General features: G+C 60.1%; 15 protein-coding genes. 9 read left to right on the forward strand and 6 right to left on the reverse strand.

Features of this window, described 5'->3' with window-relative positions; all coding sequences use genetic code 11:
- Positions 1–203: 203 nt before the first annotated feature.
- Genes AEQ67_RS12755 through AEQ67_RS12765 form a run of 3 tightly spaced genes read right to left on the reverse strand, consistent with a single transcriptional unit; the run spans position 204 to position 2953 of the window.
- Complete coding sequence (locus AEQ67_RS12755; protein WP_059404710.1) at positions 204–1229, reverse strand: ABC transporter substrate-binding protein; 1026 nt, start codon at positions 1227–1229, stop codon at positions 204–206.
- A 37-nt stretch (positions 1230–1266) separates the two neighbouring features.
- Positions 1267–2067, reverse strand: a complete 801-nt coding sequence (locus AEQ67_RS12760) for an ABC transporter ATP-binding protein (RefSeq protein WP_059404213.1) — start codon at positions 2065–2067, stop codon at positions 1267–1269.
- A gap of 1 nt (position 2068) precedes the next feature.
- Complete coding sequence (locus AEQ67_RS12765) at positions 2069–2953, reverse strand: ABC transporter permease (protein ID WP_059404214.1); 885 nt, start codon at positions 2951–2953, stop codon at positions 2069–2071.
- A 381-nt stretch (positions 2954–3334) separates the two neighbouring features.
- On the opposite strand from AEQ67_RS12765, the gene AEQ67_RS12770 reads away from it, so the two are divergent.
- The gene (locus AEQ67_RS12770) at positions 3335–4423 is read left to right on the forward strand and encodes an LLM class flavin-dependent oxidoreductase (protein ID WP_059404215.1); all 1089 of its coding nucleotides are present in this window, start codon (positions 3335–3337) and stop codon (positions 4421–4423) included.
- 150 nt (positions 4424–4573) lie between these two features.
- On the opposite strand, the gene AEQ67_RS12775 is transcribed toward AEQ67_RS12770, so the two are convergent.
- The gene (locus AEQ67_RS12775; RefSeq protein WP_059404216.1) at positions 4574–5218 is read right to left on the reverse strand and encodes a glutathione S-transferase; all 645 of its coding nucleotides are present in this window, start codon (positions 5216–5218) and stop codon (positions 4574–4576) included.
- A gap of 96 nt (positions 5219–5314) precedes the next feature.
- Between AEQ67_RS12775 and AEQ67_RS12780 the strand changes: the two genes are divergently transcribed.
- Complete coding sequence (locus tag AEQ67_RS12780; RefSeq protein ID WP_059404217.1) at positions 5315–5881, forward strand: TetR/AcrR family transcriptional regulator; 567 nt, start codon at positions 5315–5317, stop codon at positions 5879–5881.
- Between the two features lie 5 nt (positions 5882–5886).
- On the opposite strand, the gene AEQ67_RS12785 is transcribed toward AEQ67_RS12780, so the two are convergent.
- Together AEQ67_RS12785 and AEQ67_RS12790 are read right to left on the reverse strand one after the other, a co-directional pair.
- Positions 5887–6681, reverse strand: a complete 795-nt coding sequence (locus AEQ67_RS12785) for a class II aldolase/adducin family protein (RefSeq protein WP_059404218.1) — start codon at positions 6679–6681, stop codon at positions 5887–5889.
- 122 nt (positions 6682–6803) lie between these two features.
- Entirely contained in the window at positions 6804–7709 is a 906-nt protein-coding gene (locus tag AEQ67_RS12790) for a LysR family transcriptional regulator (RefSeq protein ID WP_059404219.1), read from the reverse strand.
- Between the two features lie 323 nt (positions 7710–8032).
- Between AEQ67_RS12790 and AEQ67_RS12795 the strand changes: the two genes are divergently transcribed.
- From AEQ67_RS12795 to AEQ67_RS12825, 7 genes are all read left to right on the forward strand, one after another.
- A complete protein-coding gene (locus AEQ67_RS12795; protein ID WP_059404220.1) occupies positions 8033–8641 on the forward strand; it encodes a cysteine dioxygenase in 609 nt (202 codons plus the stop codon).
- Complete coding sequence (locus AEQ67_RS12800; RefSeq protein ID WP_059404221.1) at positions 8638–10221, forward strand: rhodanese homology domain-containing protein; 1584 nt, start codon at positions 8638–8640, stop codon at positions 10219–10221. Before AEQ67_RS12795 ends, AEQ67_RS12800 begins: the two co-directional genes overlap by 4 nt.
- 363 nt (positions 10222–10584) lie before the next feature.
- The gene (locus AEQ67_RS12805) at positions 10585–11454 is read left to right on the forward strand and encodes a TauD/TfdA dioxygenase family protein (RefSeq protein WP_059404222.1); all 870 of its coding nucleotides are present in this window, start codon (positions 10585–10587) and stop codon (positions 11452–11454) included.
- A 198-nt stretch (positions 11455–11652) separates the two neighbouring features.
- Entirely contained in the window at positions 11653–14127 is a 2475-nt protein-coding gene (locus tag AEQ67_RS12810) for a TonB-dependent receptor plug domain-containing protein (RefSeq protein ID WP_059404223.1), read from the forward strand.
- Between the two features lie 321 nt (positions 14128–14448).
- Entirely contained in the window at positions 14449–16071 is a 1623-nt protein-coding gene (locus tag AEQ67_RS12815; RefSeq protein WP_059404224.1) for an FAD-dependent oxidoreductase, read from the forward strand.
- Complete coding sequence (locus AEQ67_RS12820) at positions 16068–16445, forward strand: 4Fe-4S dicluster domain-containing protein (protein WP_059404225.1); 378 nt, start codon at positions 16068–16070, stop codon at positions 16443–16445. Before AEQ67_RS12815 ends, AEQ67_RS12820 begins: the two co-directional genes overlap by 4 nt.
- Before the next feature lie 12 nt (positions 16446–16457).
- Positions 16458–17435 carry an ABC transporter substrate-binding protein gene (locus AEQ67_RS12825; protein WP_059404226.1) on the forward strand — a complete coding sequence of 326 codons (978 nt, stop codon included), beginning with the start codon at positions 16458–16460 and terminating at the stop codon, positions 17433–17435.
- Positions 17436–17458: the final 23 nt, after the last annotated feature.

Genomic DNA, 17458 nt, shown 5'->3' on the forward strand with positions numbered 1-17458 from the left:
ATGAATGCTCAAGCGACTTAAGCGGAGTGGATGGAGCCTGAATGTCTGCTACCACAAACATTCGGCTTTAATGACAGAAACCCTGCAAACAACAACAGAGTTTTCTTGGTTATGGATATGCAGTCGGCGTCTATCTAAATAACCGAAAGAAATAATCGTTCTAAACAGGGCCGGGTATTTTCAACCGACGGCCCTGGCGGGGTTCACTTCGTGGCCGTTGATTGGCTCAACACCAACGACTCGGCCGAAAACACTTGAGTATCCGTCAGTTTTTGCACATCGACGCGATGGGGAAAGATCTTCTTTTCCACGAACAAGTCATCGACTTGCTGCAATGCCTGAACATCGCGTTCCTCCACCGGCAATAGCGATTCGTCGCCCCAACTGCGCAGCCGTTGCGAGACGTCCAGCGGAATATCGTTGACCTTGGCAAACACCCGCGCGTACTCATCCGGGTTCTTCTGGGCCCACTCGAATGCCTTGGCGAAACGTTGCAACACGTCACTGAGCGCTTTGCGCTTGAGCGGGTCGGTCAGGACTTCATCGGAGGCGGTAATAAAGGTCAGCCCGGTGTTGATGCCCTCGCCGGTGATCAGCACGCGCGCGCCCTGCTGTTCCGCGAAGGCCTGATAGATACCGAACGTGGCCCAGGCCTCGATCTTCCCGGCATTGAATGCGGACAAGGCATCGGTCGGCAGGACGAAGCCGACGTTGACATCCTTCTCATCGACCCCGGCATTGGCCAGTGCACGAATCAACAGGTACTGGGAAATGCTGCCTCGGGCGGAAGACACCACGACATTTTTGCCCTTCAAATCCGCGACGCTGTGGATCGCCGAGTCGGCTGGCACCAGGATCGCAATCCCCCTCGATTGACTGCGCCGTACCGCGACGATGCGCAACGGCGTGCCCCCGGTCGCGGCGGCGAGTACCGGCGTATCACCGGCCGGCGCCAGATCGACCGCGCCGGCGCGCAACGCTTCAAACAGCGGCGCGGCGCCCTGGAAATTCGCCCACTGAACTTTGTAGTCGATGCCCTCGAAGGCGTTCGCCGCCTCGACCACGGTGCGCAACCCCTTGGCCTGATCGCCCAGGATGAGCGTGACGCCGGACAAGTCGGATTTTGTAGCGGATGAGGTTTTGTTCTCGACCGGGTTACCGCAACCGCTAAGCAACAGTGCGGCGGCAGACAGCAACACAATCGAGGATTTCCAGACGCGGATCGGCATGGCGTAACTTCCCTGTGGCAAAAATTCGAAACCTGCATCAGCCATGGGCAAAACGCCGGACGGTACTGTTAGAAGCCTGGCGCTCGGCCACGGCAACGGTTTCGCTTTCAACGCCCAACAAACTCAGCAGGCGCGCCCGGATTTCCTGAAAACCCTGCTGCCCGGTATCGCGAGCCCGTGGCAGGTCGATGGACAATTGTTCGGCGATCTTGCCGTTGGCCAGGACGATGACCCGATCGGCCAGCAGGATGGCTTCATCGACGTCATGGGTGACCAGCAGCACGGCCGGATTGTGCTTGCGCCATAACTCGATGATCAGCCGATGCATGCGAATCCGCGTCAGTGCATCGAGCGCGGCGAACGGTTCATCGAGCAGCAACAGCTTGGGCTCGCGCACCAGGCCTCGGGCCAATGCCACACGTTGCGCTTCGCCACCGGAGAGTGTCGCCGGGTAGGCCTCAAGCCGATGCGCCAGCCCCACTTCTGTCAGGGCCTGCACCGCGCGCGCTTTGGCGTCCGGGATGTGCAGGCCGAGAATCACGTTTTTCCAGGCGCGTTTCCAGGGCATCAATCGGGGTTCTTGAAACACGGCGGCCCGCGCCTTCGGCACCAGCAACTGGCCGCTGTCGATACTGTCCAGGCCCGCCAGGCTACGCAGCAACGTGGTCTTGCCCGAACCGCTGGCGCCAAGCAGCGCCACGAATTCCCCCGGTGCGATGTCCAGGTCCAGACCGTCGATGACCCGTTGCTGGCCAAATTGGCGCACCACATTGCGCAGTTGTACCGGTGCCGTTGATTGAGCAGGTTTAGCCGCGTCGAAAAGATCGATGCTCGACATATCAATTCCTCACAAAGGATGGGCGCCAGGCCAGGGCAAAACGCTCCAGCGTGCGGATCAGTCCGTCGATCAATAAGCCGAGGACGCTGTAAATAAGCAGGCAGATAACGATGACGTCAGTGCGCATGAAGTCCCGTGCATCGCTGGCGAGAAAACCGATGCCGGCGGTGGTGTTGATTTGCTCGACGAACACCAGCGCCAGCCAGGAAATCCCCAGGGAATAACGCAAGCCGACAAAGAATGAAGGCAAGGAACCCGGCAAGATCACGTGCCAGATCAACTCGCGACGATTCAGGCCCAGGGTGTTGGCGGCCTCGATCAGCTTAGGGTCGATGTTGCGAATGCCGGCGAACAGGTTCAGGTACACCGGAAAAGTCGTACCGGTGACGATCAGCGCGATCTTGGTGAACTCGCCGATGCCGAACCAGAGAATGAACAGTGGCACCAGTGCCAGCGAAGGAATGGTGCGCAGCATCTGCATCGGCGAATCGAGGATCACCTCGCCGCGTTTTGACAGGCCGGTGATCAGTGCCGCGACGACACCGACGCTGACACCGATACTCAAGCCCAACAGCGCTCGTTGCAGCGATACCAGCAAGTGTTTGCCCAACTCCCCGGAAACGATCATCGCCCACAGCGTGCCACCAATCTGCGACGGCGCCGCGATGACCCGTTGCGGAATCAGCCCCGCCTGAGAGGCCAGTTCCCACAACAGCAGCAATGCGATCGGGCTGAGCAAACGCAGCAACACTTCGGGTGTGCGCCAATTGCGCACCCAGTTGGGGATCAACCTCGACGCGCCCTGTAAATCACCGGTGAGGCGTGCGGCCTTATCGACGGAAAACGAGCCACTGGCGCTCGGCGTATCGAAAGTCTTTTCAGTCATCAGGCTTCCTTCCCTTTAAAGAACATGGCCGGAGGCGCCATGCGTCAGCTTCGGTTTCATGCTATTCGCATAAAAAACCGCAGTGAAATTCTTTTTAGGAATAACCTAATATGATTAAAAATCAGATAGAACACAGGCTAGATAAATTATTTGCATAATTAATAGGCTCAGGTCCCAGCCCTTCCGGGCGCTGACGCTAGCCAGGATTAAAATGCACGCTACTGATATCAATCAGCAATCATGATTCATTAATTTAATAATTAACTTAGAACAAAACGGCATTTCACAGGCCCACCTCGCTCGCCTACTTTCGACACCACAGACCGACCCCCTGCCAGGTGGAGGCATCAATCGCGCCTATACAAAGAAAAGGAACTCACCATGAGTATTGAATTCATCGGCTACATCGGCGGCCATCACTCTTCGGAAATCCACCCCCGCAGCGGCCCGACCTTGCAGCCCGAGTACGTGGAGAAAGTCGCCCGCGCCCATGAAGAAGCGGGTTTCGACCGCGCCTTGGTGGCCTTCCATTCCAACAGTCCGGACAGCACCCTGATTGCCTCCCATGCCGCCAGCGTGACGAAAAACCTCAAGTTCCTCATCGCCCATCGGCCGGGTTTTGCCGCGCCGACTTTGGCCGCACGCCAGTTCACGACCCTCGATGTTTTCAATGGCGGGCGCACCGCCGTGCACATCATCACCGGCGGCGATGACCGCGAACTGCGCGCCGATGGCAGTCATATCGGCAAGGACGAGCGCTATGCCCGCACCGACGAATACCTCGACGTGGTGCGTCAGGAATGGACCAGCGAAAAACCGTTCGATTATCAGGGCAAGTATTACCAGGTCGAAGGCGCGCACTCGACCGTGAAGTCGCCGCACCAGCCGCACATTCCGCTGTATTTCGGTGGCTCGTCGACGGCCGCCATCGAGGTCGCGGGCAAGCACGCCGATGTCTATGCGCTATGGGGTGAGACCTACGAGCAAGTGCGCGATGTGGTGAATCAGGTGCGTACCGAGGCGGCCAAGCATGGGCGCAGCGTTCGCTTCAGTTTGTCGTTGCGACCGATTCTGGCGGACACCGAAGAGCAGGCGTGGGAACGCGCCGAGCGCATCCTGCAACAGGCCACCGCGCTGGCCGAGCAGAACGGTTTTGTCCGTCGCGAACCACCGAACGAAGGCTCTCGCCGCTTGTTGGCAGCCGCCGCTCAAGGCTCGCGACTGGACAAACGACTGTGGACCGGCATCGCCGGTTTGCTGGGCGCGCAAGGCAACTCGACGTCATTGGTGGGCACTCCGGAACAAGTGGCCGAAGCTCTGCTCGATTACTACGACCTGGGCATCACCACGTTCCTGATCCGTGGCTTCGACCCGCTCAACGATGCCATCGACTACGGCAAGCGTTTGATCCCGCTGACTCGCCAGCTGGTGGCCGAGCGTGAACGGCAAGCGGCGGAAAAAGTCGCTTGATCACAAAAATGGGCTCGCCCCTGTAGGAGCGAGCTCGCTCGCGATGGTCGTTAACGATAACGCGTGTTGACTGACTAAACGCGGCGCTCTCGAGTTCATCGTCGGAACGCCGCCCGGAGCAAGCTCGCTCCTACAAAACTACTCCCACGGTCAGGCCGGATTCTTCACACTTGGCCGTTCATTGACTTTGGCGTTCCATGCCACCAGTGCCGTGCATTCATCAGGGATCGCGATCTGCGCGAACCCGGCAAAAATCAACCCCGCCCACACGGTGATATCCGCCATCGAGAATTGATCGCCCGCCACGTACGGCTGGGTTTTCAACACCTGGTCGAAATACTTCATGCCGTTGATGGCTTTGTCACGGTGCATCTCGCCCCACACGACGCGGTCGCTCCACTCGGGCTTTTTAAATGGCTTAAGCGCCGCTCCGAGCCCGTCGGTTGCGTGGTGAAAATAGATGCCGATGGCATCGATCAGTTGATCGTCGGCGCGCTTCTGCATCATGTGAATCAGCCCTTTCTCTTTCGGCGTGTTGCCGGTGAGCGTGGGGCTGCCTTCAAGGTTGTCGAGGTACTCGGTAATCGCCGTACATTCGGACAGGTACGTGCCGTCATCCAGCTCCAGAACGGGGACCGTGCCGGTCGGGTTGATCGCCAGGAAAGCGCTTTGCTTGTGTTCCGCGGCCGGCAAATCGACCTTGATGAACTCGATTTTGGACGCCAAGGCCTTCTCGGCGATGACGACCCGAATGCGTAACGGGCTAGGAAAACCAGGGATGTCGTAGATCTTCACGTGAACTCCATTGCCATCTATCTATCGGGAGGTAGACAATGCGGCCAACGATCGACCAGGTCAACAAATATCTATCAGTAGGTAGGCAAATACATTATGACGGTAATGGACACCAAGCAGACCATCCTGCAAGCAGCCCGCAGGGTCGTGCAGGCTCGCGGCTACAACGCCTTGAGTTTTCGCGAATTGGCCAAAGAAGTGGGGATCAAGAGCGCCAGCATCCACTACCACTTCCCCACCAAGGGCGATTTGGGTGCGGCGCTGGCTCGGCGTTATACCGACGACACCCGTGGTTATCTGGATCAGTTGCTGGTGGAATCACAGGACCCGGCAGCGATGATGAAGGCCTACACGGCGGCCTTCCGCGCTGCGTTGGAAAACGACAATCGGATGTGCCTGTGCGGAATCATGGCGGCCGAGCACCACGACCTTCCGGCCGAAGTGCGGGTCGAGGTGGACGGGTTTACCGACGCGAACGTCGAATGGTTGGCCAAGGTGCTGGCGTTGAAACAACCGGACATTCAGCCAGAGGCACTTGAACGGCAGGCACTGTCGGTGTTTGCAGCCATTCAAGGTGCGCAACTGGTGTCTCGTGGGCGCAACGACATCTCTGTGTACGACCAAATGATCGAATCCTATCGAGTGGCCGGTTTGATGCCCTGACTGCTCTACTCTTTGTAAGCGATATCGCTGCGTTCCAACTGCCGGATCAATGCATTCCAGTGCCGCGCAACACCCGGCCCGTCGCCACTTTTGAACACCTCGGCCTGCTTCTCGACCTTGGCCACGACTTCGGCCGGCGGGAAGATCAACTCGGCGTTGCCACCGGCCTGAGCCGCGATCTGAATGTTGCAGGCGCGCTCCAGGCCGTGCAGTTGCTGGAACGCATGTTCCACGCTGATGCCGGCGGTCAACAGCCCGTGATTGCGCAGGATCAACACGCTCTTGTCGCCCAGGTCAGCCACCAGGCGCTCGCGCTCGTCGAGGTCCAGCGCCACGCCTTCGTAGCCGTGATAGGCAATGCGCCCGGAAAAACCAATGGAATGCTGGGAAATCGGCAGCAAGCCGTCGCGCTGCGCCGACACCGCGATGCCGTCACGGGTATGGGTATGCAGCACCGCTTGCAAGTCGGGACGCGCACCGTGAATCGCACTGTGAATCACGTAGCCGGCGTAGTTGATGCCCAGCCCGGTCGGGTCATCGACAATGGTGCCGTCGATGTCGACCTTGACCAGGTTGGAGGCGGTGATTTCATCGAACAACAGCCCGAAGGCATTGATCAGGAAATGCTCGTCCGGCCCCGGCACCCGTGCGGAAAAATGCGTGTAGATGTGATCGGTCCACTTGAACAAGGCCGCCAACCGATAGGCGGCGGCCAGTTTGACACGCACTTCCCATTCTTCGGGGCTGACGCGCTGGCGAACATTTTTCGAAGGGCTGGATAACGGACTGACGCTACTCATGGCAAAACTTCCTGGATGGCCTTAAGAATTCCAGCCAGCCTATGGGAAGCGAAAAAATAATAAAAAGCACATTTTAATCTAAGCTAATTATCATTTTTTTTCATGATAGCCCTGCTTTCTCATCATGCAGCGCTCTTGATCTTCTGCAGCGACCCGGCGACCAGTTTGCCAAAGGCATCGACCGGCCCTTGCAGGTTGCCGAGAAAGTGCGGGTAGATCAGCCACAGGTCCATCACCGGCTTGAAATCCTTGAGCGGCATAACCGCCAGTTGCTCGAAGTGAGCACTGCGCTCCAGCAACGGACGCGGCACCAGGCCAAGGCCCAGGCCATCGGCAACCAGGCCCAACTGCAATTCAGTACCGAACGTTTCCAGATTGACCCGCAAGGCCAGGCCCTGGTCCGACAACGTTCTTTGCAAACCGGCGCGGAAACCACAGCCATCGGGGTTGAGAATCCAGCCACTCTGGTAAACGTCAGCCAGTTTGCACGGACGCTTGGGCAATTGGGCCTTGGCGCAGACCACCACCAACTCCATCTTGCCGATCGACTCGCCAACAATGTTGTCGGGGAAAATCTTCCCGGCCGGGAACAGTGCCGCAGCCGCGTCCAGTTCTCCGCGCTCGATCTTGCCGACCAACTGGCTGCCCCAGCCCGTGGCCACCTGGGCACGCAAATCCGGGTATTCCATTCGCAGGTGCTTGAGTGCATCGAGCAGCACCACGTCGCCGATGGTTTGCGGAACGCCCAGGCGCAGCAACCCCGTGGGCGGCGCGTCGGTGGCGACCAGTTCGCGCAAGGCATCCATTTCCCGCAGGATCAAACGGCACTGCTCATACACCCGCGTACCGATCAGCGTGGGCTTGAGCGGTTTTGTATTGCGATCGAACAGCTCCACGCCCAACGCCTGCTCAAAGTTCTGCACGCGCCGCGTGATCGCCGGCTGAGTCAGTTGCAGCGACTCGGCGGCATGGCTGATGGACTGGCAACGAATCACTTCGACAAAGGCATCGATATCGTCAATTTTCATTTGGCCCGCACATAGAGAACAGTCAATAAGATGTCTGAAAAGCATAGTTCTATTGTTCGGATCTGGATAGCCCACCGCGCCTTGACGCCTTATGAAGATCAAAATGTGGGAGCGGGCTTGCTCGCGAAAGCGGTCTGGCATTCAACATTTTTATCGACTGACACACCGCTTTCGCGAGCAAGCCCGCTCCCACATGGGTTATGTAAGCATCAGGGTTTCAAATTCCATTCAGCTATAACCTAATCATTAAACAATCGCATATTGATCTAAAACATTATGCTTAAATCAAGGTGTCATCTTTCACAACGAACAATGGAATCGCCATGACCCAGGCCCGACACCCGGAGAGACTCAGAGCATTTATAGGCGCCCTGGCGGAATTGATCGACGGCAACCCGCGCGAGGGCGATGTGCTGCATCGCGGCGGCAAGTTGCTTGCGCAATTGGTCAGCCATGACGACTGGCTGCCGGACGACTTTGCCCAGCCAGACCCGGAGCGCTATCAGCAATACCTGCTGCATGCCGATTCACGGCAGCGCTTCAGTATCGTCAGTTTTGTCTGGGGGCCGGGGCAAAGCACGCCGATCCACGATCATCGAGTCTGGGGCCTGATCGGCATGTTGCGCGGTGCGGAGTTCGCGCAGGGTTTCGCACGCAACCCTGACGGCACATTGGTGCCCGAGGGCCAGCGGGTAAAACTGCAACCGGGTCAGGTCGAGGCGGTGTCGCCGAAGATTGGCGACATTCATCAAGTCAGCAATGCATTCGATGATCAGGTCTCCATCAGCATCCATGTCTATGGCGCCAACATCGGTGCCGTACGCCGCGCGGTGTACCAACCCGATGGCAGCGAGAAACTGTTTATCTCCGGTTATTCCAACGCCTATCTCCCCAACATCTGGGATTTGTCCAAAGAGAACCAAGCCCTATGAGCACTGCACCTACCCGCTCCTACGCCGAGATTCGTCAGGCACTGCTGAAACATGAAGAACTGGCGCTGGTCGATGTGCGCGAAGAAGCGCCGTTCGCCGAGTCGCACCCGCTGTTCGCGGCCAACATTCCCTTGTCCAAACTTGAGCTTGAGGTGTATTCGCGCATTCCGAGGCTTGATACCCAGGTCACCGTCTACGACAACGGCGAAGGTCTGGCGAGCCTTGCCGCCCAGCGCTTGCAAGGCCTGGGTTACGTCAATGTCAGCCTGCTTGAAGGTGGGCTGGACGGTTGGCGCCTTGCCGGTGGCGAACTGTTCATCGACGTCAATGTGCCGAGCAAAGCCTTTGGCGAACTGGTGGAAAGCCAGCGCCACACGCCGTCCCTGGCGGCGGAAGAAGTTCAGGCGCTGCTCGACAGCGAGGCCGACGTCGTGGTGTTCGACGCCCGGCGGTTCGACGAATACCAGACCATGAGCATTCCCACCGGCATCAGCGTACCGGGGGCGGAACTGGTGCTGCGCGCCCGAGAGCTGGCACCCGACCCGGCGACGCGGATTATCGTCAACTGCGCCGGACGCACACGCAGCATCATCGGCACGCAGTCGCTGATCAATTCCGGCATCGCCAACCCGGTTTCAGCCTTGCGCAACGGCACCATCGGCTGGACCCTGGCCGGGCAAAAACTGCAGCACGGCCAGTCGCGCCGATTCGCGCCGACCAGTGAAGAACATCGGCAAATCGCCGCCCAGGATGCCCGTCGCGTCGCCGATAAAGCCCTGGTCGGTCGTGCCAACCTGGCCGACCTGCAACGCTGGCAACAAGAACCAACCCGCAGCACGTACCTGTTCGATGTGCGCACTCCGGAAGAATTCGAAGCCGGTCACCTGCCCTCTGCCCGCTCGACACCCGGCGGCCAACTGGTGCAGGAAACCGATCACTTCGCCAGTGTGCGCGGCGCACGTCTGGTGCTGGTCGACGACGATGGCGTGCGCGCCAACATGTCGGCTTCCTGGCTCGCGCAACTGGGCTGGGAAGTGCACGTGCTGGATGACCTGCAACCTGCGCATTTCAGCGAAAAAGGAGCCTGGGAGGCGCCGGTCCCCGCGCCGCAGCAGGCCGAGGAAATCAGCCCCGAAACCCTGGCCGAATGGCTGACCCATGGCGACAGCGTGGTGCTGGATTTCACCAGCAGCGCCAACTACGTCAAGCGTCATATCCCCGGCGCGTGGTGGGTGTTGCGTGGGCAACTGCGCGAAGCCCTGGCCAGGATCCCAGCCGCACAACGCTATGTGCTGACCTGCGGCAGCAGCCAGTTGGCACGACTGGCCGTCGCCGAGGTCGCGGCGTTGACCGGCAAGGATGTGTTTTTGCTCAAGGACGGCACGGCCAGCTGGATCACCGCGCAACTGCCATTGGAGGAAGGCGAAAGTCATCTGGCCTCACCGCGCATCGACCGCTATCGCCGCCCTTATGAAGGCACCGACAACCCTCGCGAAGCCATGCAAGCCTATCTGGACTGGGAGTTCGGCCTGGTCGACCAACTGGCCCGCGATGGTACGCATGGGTTCTATGTGATCTAGCAAAAATCCGTGTAGGAGCTGTCGAGCTCGCGAGGCTGCGTTCGGCCCTGTAGGAGCTGTCGAGCTTGCGAGGCTGCGATCGGCTGCGAAGCAGTCGTAAACCCTGAGTACGCGGTTTTCCTGATCCACCGCGCTGCTTGATTTTACGACTGCTTCGCAGCCGATCGCAGCCTCGCAAGCTCGACAGCTCCTACAGAACCGATCGCAGCCTCGCAGGCTCGACAGCTCCTACAGGGCCGATCGCAGCCTCGCAGGCTCGACAGCTCCTACAGGGATTGTGCTGCTGCCACCATTGCTTCACCCATCAAACATCCGACCCCTCTCCAGGCGGAGGCTGAACCCATAATCGAGAGGATTTACATCATGTCCGCTGTCCTGCACCGCACCGACTCACACCCCACCGAAACCCTCCACGTCACCCGCCTGGAGCCGACCATCGGCGCCGAAATCAGTGGCATCGATTTGCGCCAGCCACTGACCCCGGCGCTGCGCGATGAACTGCGCCATTTACTGCTCGAACACAAAGTGATTTTCTTCCGCGACCAGCTCATCACCACTGAACAGCAGATTGCTTTCGCCCGTGAATTTGGCGAACTCTACGTCCACCCGACTACCCAGCAAAACGACCCGACGCAACCGCAAGCGCACCTGATTCAAGCGCAGGACGAACGCAAGTTGTACGGCCCAAGGATCAGCGGCCGTTGGCACACCGACACCAGTTGGCTGCTGCGCCCCACCCTTGGCGCAGTCTTGCGCGCCGTCGATTTGCCCCCCGTGGGCGGCGATACCTTGTGGGCCGATACCGGAGCGGTCTATCGCGCCTTGCCCGATGAGTTGCGCGCCGAAATCGATAACCTGCACGTGGTCCACGACTTCAAGTCTTCGCTGGACAAGGTCGGCTACGACTACCCGATTCTCGCCCACCCGTTGGTGCGCACCCACCCGGAAACCGGCGAGGACGGCCTGTTCATCAACTTCTCGCAAAATCCCTCGGTGATCGGCTGGACGCCCGAGAAGAGCAAGCAACTGATCGATCGGTTGCTGCTGGAGTTCAACAAACCCGAACATCAGGTGCGCTTCAAATGGCGTGAAAACTCGGTGGCGTTCTGGGACAACCGCTCGACGCTGCATTACCCGGTCTACAACTACGGCGATTACCCGCGCCGCATGGAACGGGTACTGATCGCTTATGACGACATTCCTCATCGGGTAAAACGCGCCAACGCGGCCTGACCTTCTCCCACACCCGTAGGAGCGAGCTCGCTCGCGATGGTCGTCAACGATAACGCGTGTTGACTGGCTGAACGCGGCGCTCTCGAGTCCATCGCGAGCGAGCTCGCTCCTACAGATCGGTATTGGTTAACCCCTTTCAATTCGCGAACAGGCGCGAAGGGGTTTGCCTGTGCGTGCAATCTTTCAGGAATTCGCGTCATGAGCTCATCCAGCCCCCGAGTGAAATACGATTATTACGCAGCTGCCGCCTTCAGCCTGCTCGCCGCCAGCCTCCAGGCCCATGCGCAAAACACTGAGCCCGACAAGACTTTGAACACCGTGGTGGTGACCGGCAATCGCGGCAGTCAACCGCGCACCATCACCGACAGCCCCTCGCCGATCGATGTGATCAGCGCCGAGCAGTTGCAAGCCAGCGGCAAGGTCGGTCTCAAGGAACTGCTCGCCCGCCTGCTGCCCTCTTTCAACCTGCCGGCGATCAATGGCGGCGGGACTTCCTGGTCAGTGCGCGGCGTGACCATGCGCGGTCTGTCCGGGGATCAGGTGCTGGTGCTGGTCAACGGCAAACGGCGGCACAACACCGCGCTGATCAACAACCTGGCGCGTATCGGTACGGCGGCGGTGCCGGTCAACCTCGACCTGATTCCGGGCTCGGCCATCGATCACATCGAGGTGCTGCGTGACGGTGCCTCCGCGCAATATGGTTCGGACGCGATCGCCGGGGTGATCAACATTATCCTCAAGGAAAACGACAGCGGCGGCAGCGCCGAAACCTCATTCGGGCGCTACGGCAGCGGCGATGGCGACACCGTGCACCAGACGGTCAACTACGGCCTGGCGCTGCCGAATGACGGCTTCGCCAACCTGGCACTGGACAGCAAGGAACAGGAGCCCTTCAACCGCACCGGCAGCGCCACCGGCAACCTCTACTCCTTACCCGGTTTCCCCGACAGCCGCGACCAGACCGTCAATCGCCACGGCTGGAACCCCAGCTATGGACTCGGCCGGGAAAAGGTCACCAACGCCAGCTATAACCTCGAACTGCCGATCCAGGACGACCTGACGTTCTATTCCTTTTCCACCGCCAGCTACATGGAGACCACCAAAGTCACCGGCAACTATCGACCCAACGACATCACGTCCCTGGCCGGCGACCCGAATACGCCCTACCCCGATGGCATCCATGCCCAGCGTCACAACCGCACCAAAGACTTTCAGGTGGCCGGGGGATTCAAGGGTGAGGTCGGTGGCTGGAACTACGACGCCAGTTCAACCTGGGGCGAGGACGACTCGACGCTCAATGCCAGCAATACCCTTAATCCATCCCTGGGACCGACCAGCCCGACCTCGTTCAATCTCGCCTCGCAGATTTTCGATCAGTGGACCAACAACCTCGACTTCAATCGTGGTTTTGACATTGGCCTGAAAAACCCGCTGCAAACCGCCTTCGGCTTCGAGTACCGCTGGGAGAAATACCAGATCGAGCCCGGTGATTTCGCCTCCTATACCCCGGGCAACTACGTCATCCCGAGCGGGCCGTTCGCCGGTAGAACACCGCTACCCGGTCTTGCGCCCTACACCGGCCCCCCCCCCGCCGATGCCGGGGAAATCAGCCGCAGCAACGTAGCCAGTTACGTCGATCTGGGCCTCGACGTGACCGATAAATGGTACGTCGGCGTGGCCGCTCGCTACGAGCGCTATACTCAGGACATCGGCAGCACCTGGAGCGGCAAGTTCTCCACCCGCTATAAAATCACCGACGCCTTCGCCCTGCGCGGCACGGTCAATAATGGCTTCCGCGCACCGTCCCTGGCGCAGACCATTTATGCCTCGTCGACCTTCACCTCCGGCGGTGTGGTCAACGGCCAGCAGGTCTCGGTGCCGGTCAAGGTGTTGCCAGTGGACACCACCGAGGCCCAGGCCCTGGGCGCGGAAAAACTCAAGCCTGAAAAGTCCTTGAACTACAGCTTCGGCTTCACCTACGAGCCGACGCAAAACTACCGGCTGACCACCGACCTCTATCAGATCGGCATTCGCGACCGCATCGTCTCCACCAGCCTGCTGGGCGGCCCGGAGGTCTCGCAAATCCTCGTCGCCAATGGCTTGTCTCCGGGGCTGTTTGCCCAGTACTACACCAACGCGGTCGACACTCGGACTCGCGGCGTCGACATCGTCAACGAGTACCGCCAGCAACTGGATGAGTACGGCCAGATCCGCTGGAGCGCGGCCTACAACTGGAACCAGACCAAGATCGAAAAGCTCCAGGACAACCCACCTGCACTCAGCGGCCTGGGGCCGAGCTACCAACTGTTCGACCGACGCCTGCAAAAGGACCTGACCGTCGCCACGCCGCAATCGAAACTGATCCTGGCGGCGAACTGGAAAGTCACGGACTACAACCTGAACCTGGCAGTCACCCGCTTCGGCAGTTACATCGAGGGTGACAACAACCCGGTGAACGATCGCAAATTCAGCGCAAAGTGGATCACTGACGTGGACGCCGCCTACGACCTGACTCAGCACCTGACGGTGGCACTGGGGGCGAACAACCTGTTCAACGTGTACCCGGACAAGAACGGCATTCAGGATTGGGCGGGGGGCTACAAATATGGGCAGTTCTCGCCGTTCGGATTTGGCGGGGCCTACTACTACACGCGGCTGGCGTACAACTTCTGACGGTATTGGACACTACCGGGGACAACCCTACACCGCAGAACCTGTGGGAGCGGGCTTGCCCGCGATGCGAACGCCGCAGATGTTCAGGCATTGCGCGTTATCGTTCTTCGCGGGCAAGCCTCGCTCCTACAGGTATTGCGTCGTTTTAAATGCATTAATTTCATAATTATAAATTTAATAATCAGATAACTTAATAATTAGCATATAACCAAAAAGAACTTCACACCGGCTTTTTATAGGAATAACTTTGATTCCAGGCCGACCCCTTTCTCCAGGCGGAGGTGAACCAACGAATCAAGACCTGCCTGGAGCCCGCATTTCATGACCATCACCTCGGCATACGCTGCCTCCCGAACGACGCTCGACCTGGTCACCGATGTGCTGGTCATCGGCGGTGGCCTGGCGGGCACATGGGCCGCCTTTGCCGCCCCCCGTGAAGGCGCCCGAGTGATTCTGGTCGATAAAGGCTACTGCGGCCCCAGCGGTGTCACCGCCAGCGCCGGCCCCGGTCATTGGTGGGTCCCGCCACTGCCCGGCGCGCGCGAAGCGGCAATCGACAAACGTCTGGGCAGTGCCCACGGTCTGGCCGATGCACGCTGGATGGGGCGAATCATCGACACCACCTGGACCAGTCTGCCAACGCTCGCCGATTACTACGAGTTCCCGCAAGACGAACACGGCGTGACCCACTATCGCGGGTTGCGCGGTCCGGAATACCTGCGCGGGTTGCGCCGTCTGGTACTGGACAGCGGCGTGACTATTCTCGATCACAGCCCGGCGCTGGAATTGCTGCGCAACGATCAAGGCGACGTGGCCGGCGCCCGTGGCTGGCGTCGACAAGCCGGCGGTGCCTGGCAAGTCCGCGCGGGTGCGGTGGTGCTGGCCAGCGGCGGTTGTGCGTTCCTTTCGCGGCTGCTGGGTTGCCACACCAATACCGGCGACGGTTACCTGATGGCCGCCGAGGCGGGCGCCGAATTGTCCGGCATGGAATTCTCCAGTTATTACTGCATCGCGGCGGCGGGCAGCAGCCTGACCCGTTCGATGGTTTACAGCTTCGGCGAGTATTTCGATGGCGCCGATCGCCCTCTGCACATCCCTACTGGACCGGGCTTCACCGATGCGCTCGCCAAGGCCTTGATTGAGGGTCCGGTGTACTGCCGCCTGAACCGTGTACCGGCGCAGATACGCGCCCAATTACCGAGCATTCAACCCAACCTGATGTTGCCGTTCGACCGACGCGGCATCGATCCGTATCGCGACAAATTCGCTGTCACCCTGCACGCCGAAGGCACTGTCCGTGGCGTCGGCGGCTTGCGCGTGATTGACGACAACTGCCAGACCACGGTGCCCGGTGTGTTCGCTGCCGGCGATGCCGCCAGTCGCGAGCTGATTGCCGGCGCCACCTCCGGCGGCGGCGCACAGAATTCCGCCTGGGCCTTGTCTTCCGGCCAATGGGCCGGGCGTGGCGCCGCACGACTGGCTCGTCAAAAGCCCGACCGCAGCGCTTCGTTGCAAGGCTTTTCAGGGGTCGGTTTGCAGTCTCGACCAGCCCTTGCGACGACGCAACCGAGCGAGCTGATCCAGCGAATTCAGGCCGAAGTCCATCCGCCGGAGAAAAACCTGTTCCGCTCCGGCAACCAGATCGGTCGGTCGCTTACGGCACTGGAAAACGTCTGGGATGAAGTGCGCGACGGCTTGCAGGTCGATGAGCACAACCCGTTGCGAGCACGGGAAATCGCCGCCATGGCCGCCACCGCTCGCTGGTGTTACAGCGCCGCCGACCAGCGCAAGGAAAGCCGTGGCATGCACCAGCGCAGCGATGCTCCCGAACAGAATCGGTTATTCGACGGCCATCTGCGTATTGCCGGCATCGACCAACCCTGGACCCGTTTCGACCCGGTGCCTGCCTCCGTCAACCCACTGCCACAAGGTCACGCGCAATGATCGAATTGATTTACCACGACCTGTGCAGCGGCTGCGGCAAGTGCGTCGAGGTCTGCCCCACCAACGCCCTGCAACTGGACGCACAGGCCAAACCGCGGATCGGCGACCAGCAAGCCTGTCAGACCTGCTTCATGTGCGAACTGTATTGCACCAGCGATGCGCTGTACGTCGACCCCGACTGCGAACAGGCCCGCCATCCCGACCCCGACGTGGTTCGTAATGCCGGCTTGCTCGGACAGTACCGCCGCGACTCGGGTTGGGATGAGTGGGCGACGGACCCAACGCACAGCAATCAACACTGGCGCATGGACGGCATTTTTGCCTTGGCTCGCGGCCTCGCCGAGACCCCGTCCACGCCGACCGACATTCAATAAAAGGACGCCACCATGACCATTCAACGACTGCCTTTCAAACGCCTGCTGTTGGGCGCCGTCCTCACCTTGGGGCTGGGCGCGCTGGCCCAGGCTGCCGACCTTCAACCGCTGCTGGTGGCCAATCAAAAATCTTCGATCAAGGTCCTGCTGGAGGTCTCCGGCGAGTTGAAGAACGTGCCATACGAGATCCAGTTCTCCGAATTCCCGGCCGCCGCGCCATTGGGCGAAGCGCTGAATGCCGGCGCCGTGGACATCGGCGCCCTGGGCGATGCGCCCTACGTGTTTGCCCTCGGGGCCGGCGCGCCAATCAAGGTCGTCAGCATCGTGCATGCCGAGGGCCGCTACACCACGGCCATCCTTGCGCCCAAGGATTCGCCGCTGAACAACGCCAACGACCTCAAGGGCAAGCGCATCGTCACCACACGCGGCTCCATCGGTCACTTCCTGGCGATCAAAGCCTTGCGCAACGCCGGCCTGAGCACCCACGACGTGCAGTTCATCTACCTGCTGCCGAGCGAGTCGCGAATCCTCCTGGATAACGGCAGTGCCGACGCCTGGTCGACCTGGGATCCGTACACCACCATTTCCACCACCCAGAATCAGGCCAAGGTATTGGCCAGCGGCGAAACCCTGCTGACCAACCATTTGTACCTGGCCGCCACCAGCCAGGCCATCGCCGGCAAACGCCAGCAACTCGACGATTTCGTGGCTCGGGTCGATCGCGCCTACCGCTGGACCAACGCCCATCCCGAGGAATATGCCGCCGCCCAGGCCCGCGTCACCGGCTTGCCGCTGGCGGTGCACATTGCCGTCGCCAAAGGCACACACATGGAACCGGTGGAGATCGATGACAAGGTCATCAGCGGCCTGCAAACCACTGCGGACATCTATCAGGAAGAAGGAATTCTGACAAAACACATCGACGTCTCCCAAGGCTTCGACAAGAGCTTCAACGCCAAGCGTGCCCAACAAAACCAGGCATCTCGATAACGATTCGACTGACTCAGGAGTAG

The sequence above is a fragment of the Pseudomonas sp. RIT-PI-q genome, assembly GCF_001297125.1.
Lineage (GTDB): Bacteria > Pseudomonadota > Gammaproteobacteria > Pseudomonadales > Pseudomonadaceae > Aquipseudomonas.

Excerpts from the sequence above, each read along its gene's own strand:
- AEQ67_RS12755 (WP_059404710.1), bottom strand. The coding sequence starts at position 1,229 with ATGCCGATCCGCGTCTGGAAATCCTCGATTGTGTTGCTGTCTGCCGCC.
- AEQ67_RS12760 (WP_059404213.1), bottom strand. The coding sequence starts at position 2,067 with ATGTCGAGCATCGATCTTTTCGACGCGGCTAAACCTGCTCAATCAACG.
- AEQ67_RS12765 (WP_059404214.1), bottom strand. The coding sequence starts at position 2,953 with ATGACTGAAAAGACTTTCGATACGCCGAGCGCCAGTGGCTCGTTTTCC.
- AEQ67_RS12770 (WP_059404215.1), top strand. The coding sequence starts at position 3,335 with ATGAGTATTGAATTCATCGGCTACATCGGCGGCCATCACTCTTCGGAA.
- AEQ67_RS12780 (WP_059404217.1), top strand. The coding sequence starts at position 5,315 with ATGACGGTAATGGACACCAAGCAGACCATCCTGCAAGCAGCCCGCAGG.
- AEQ67_RS12785 (WP_059404218.1), bottom strand. The coding sequence starts at position 6,681 with ATGAGTAGCGTCAGTCCGTTATCCAGCCCTTCGAAAAATGTTCGCCAG.
- AEQ67_RS12790 (WP_059404219.1), bottom strand. The coding sequence starts at position 7,709 with ATGAAAATTGACGATATCGATGCCTTTGTCGAAGTGATTCGTTGCCAG.
- AEQ67_RS12795 (WP_059404220.1), top strand. The coding sequence starts at position 8,033 with ATGACCCAGGCCCGACACCCGGAGAGACTCAGAGCATTTATAGGCGCC.
- AEQ67_RS12800 (WP_059404221.1), top strand. The coding sequence starts at position 8,638 with ATGAGCACTGCACCTACCCGCTCCTACGCCGAGATTCGTCAGGCACTG.
- AEQ67_RS12805 (WP_059404222.1), top strand. The coding sequence starts at position 10,585 with ATGTCCGCTGTCCTGCACCGCACCGACTCACACCCCACCGAAACCCTC.
- AEQ67_RS12810 (WP_059404223.1), top strand. The coding sequence starts at position 11,653 with ATGAGCTCATCCAGCCCCCGAGTGAAATACGATTATTACGCAGCTGCC.
- AEQ67_RS12815 (WP_059404224.1), top strand. The coding sequence starts at position 14,449 with ATGACCATCACCTCGGCATACGCTGCCTCCCGAACGACGCTCGACCTG.
- AEQ67_RS12820 (WP_059404225.1), top strand. The coding sequence starts at position 16,068 with ATGATCGAATTGATTTACCACGACCTGTGCAGCGGCTGCGGCAAGTGC.
- AEQ67_RS12825 (WP_059404226.1), top strand. The coding sequence starts at position 16,458 with ATGACCATTCAACGACTGCCTTTCAAACGCCTGCTGTTGGGCGCCGTC.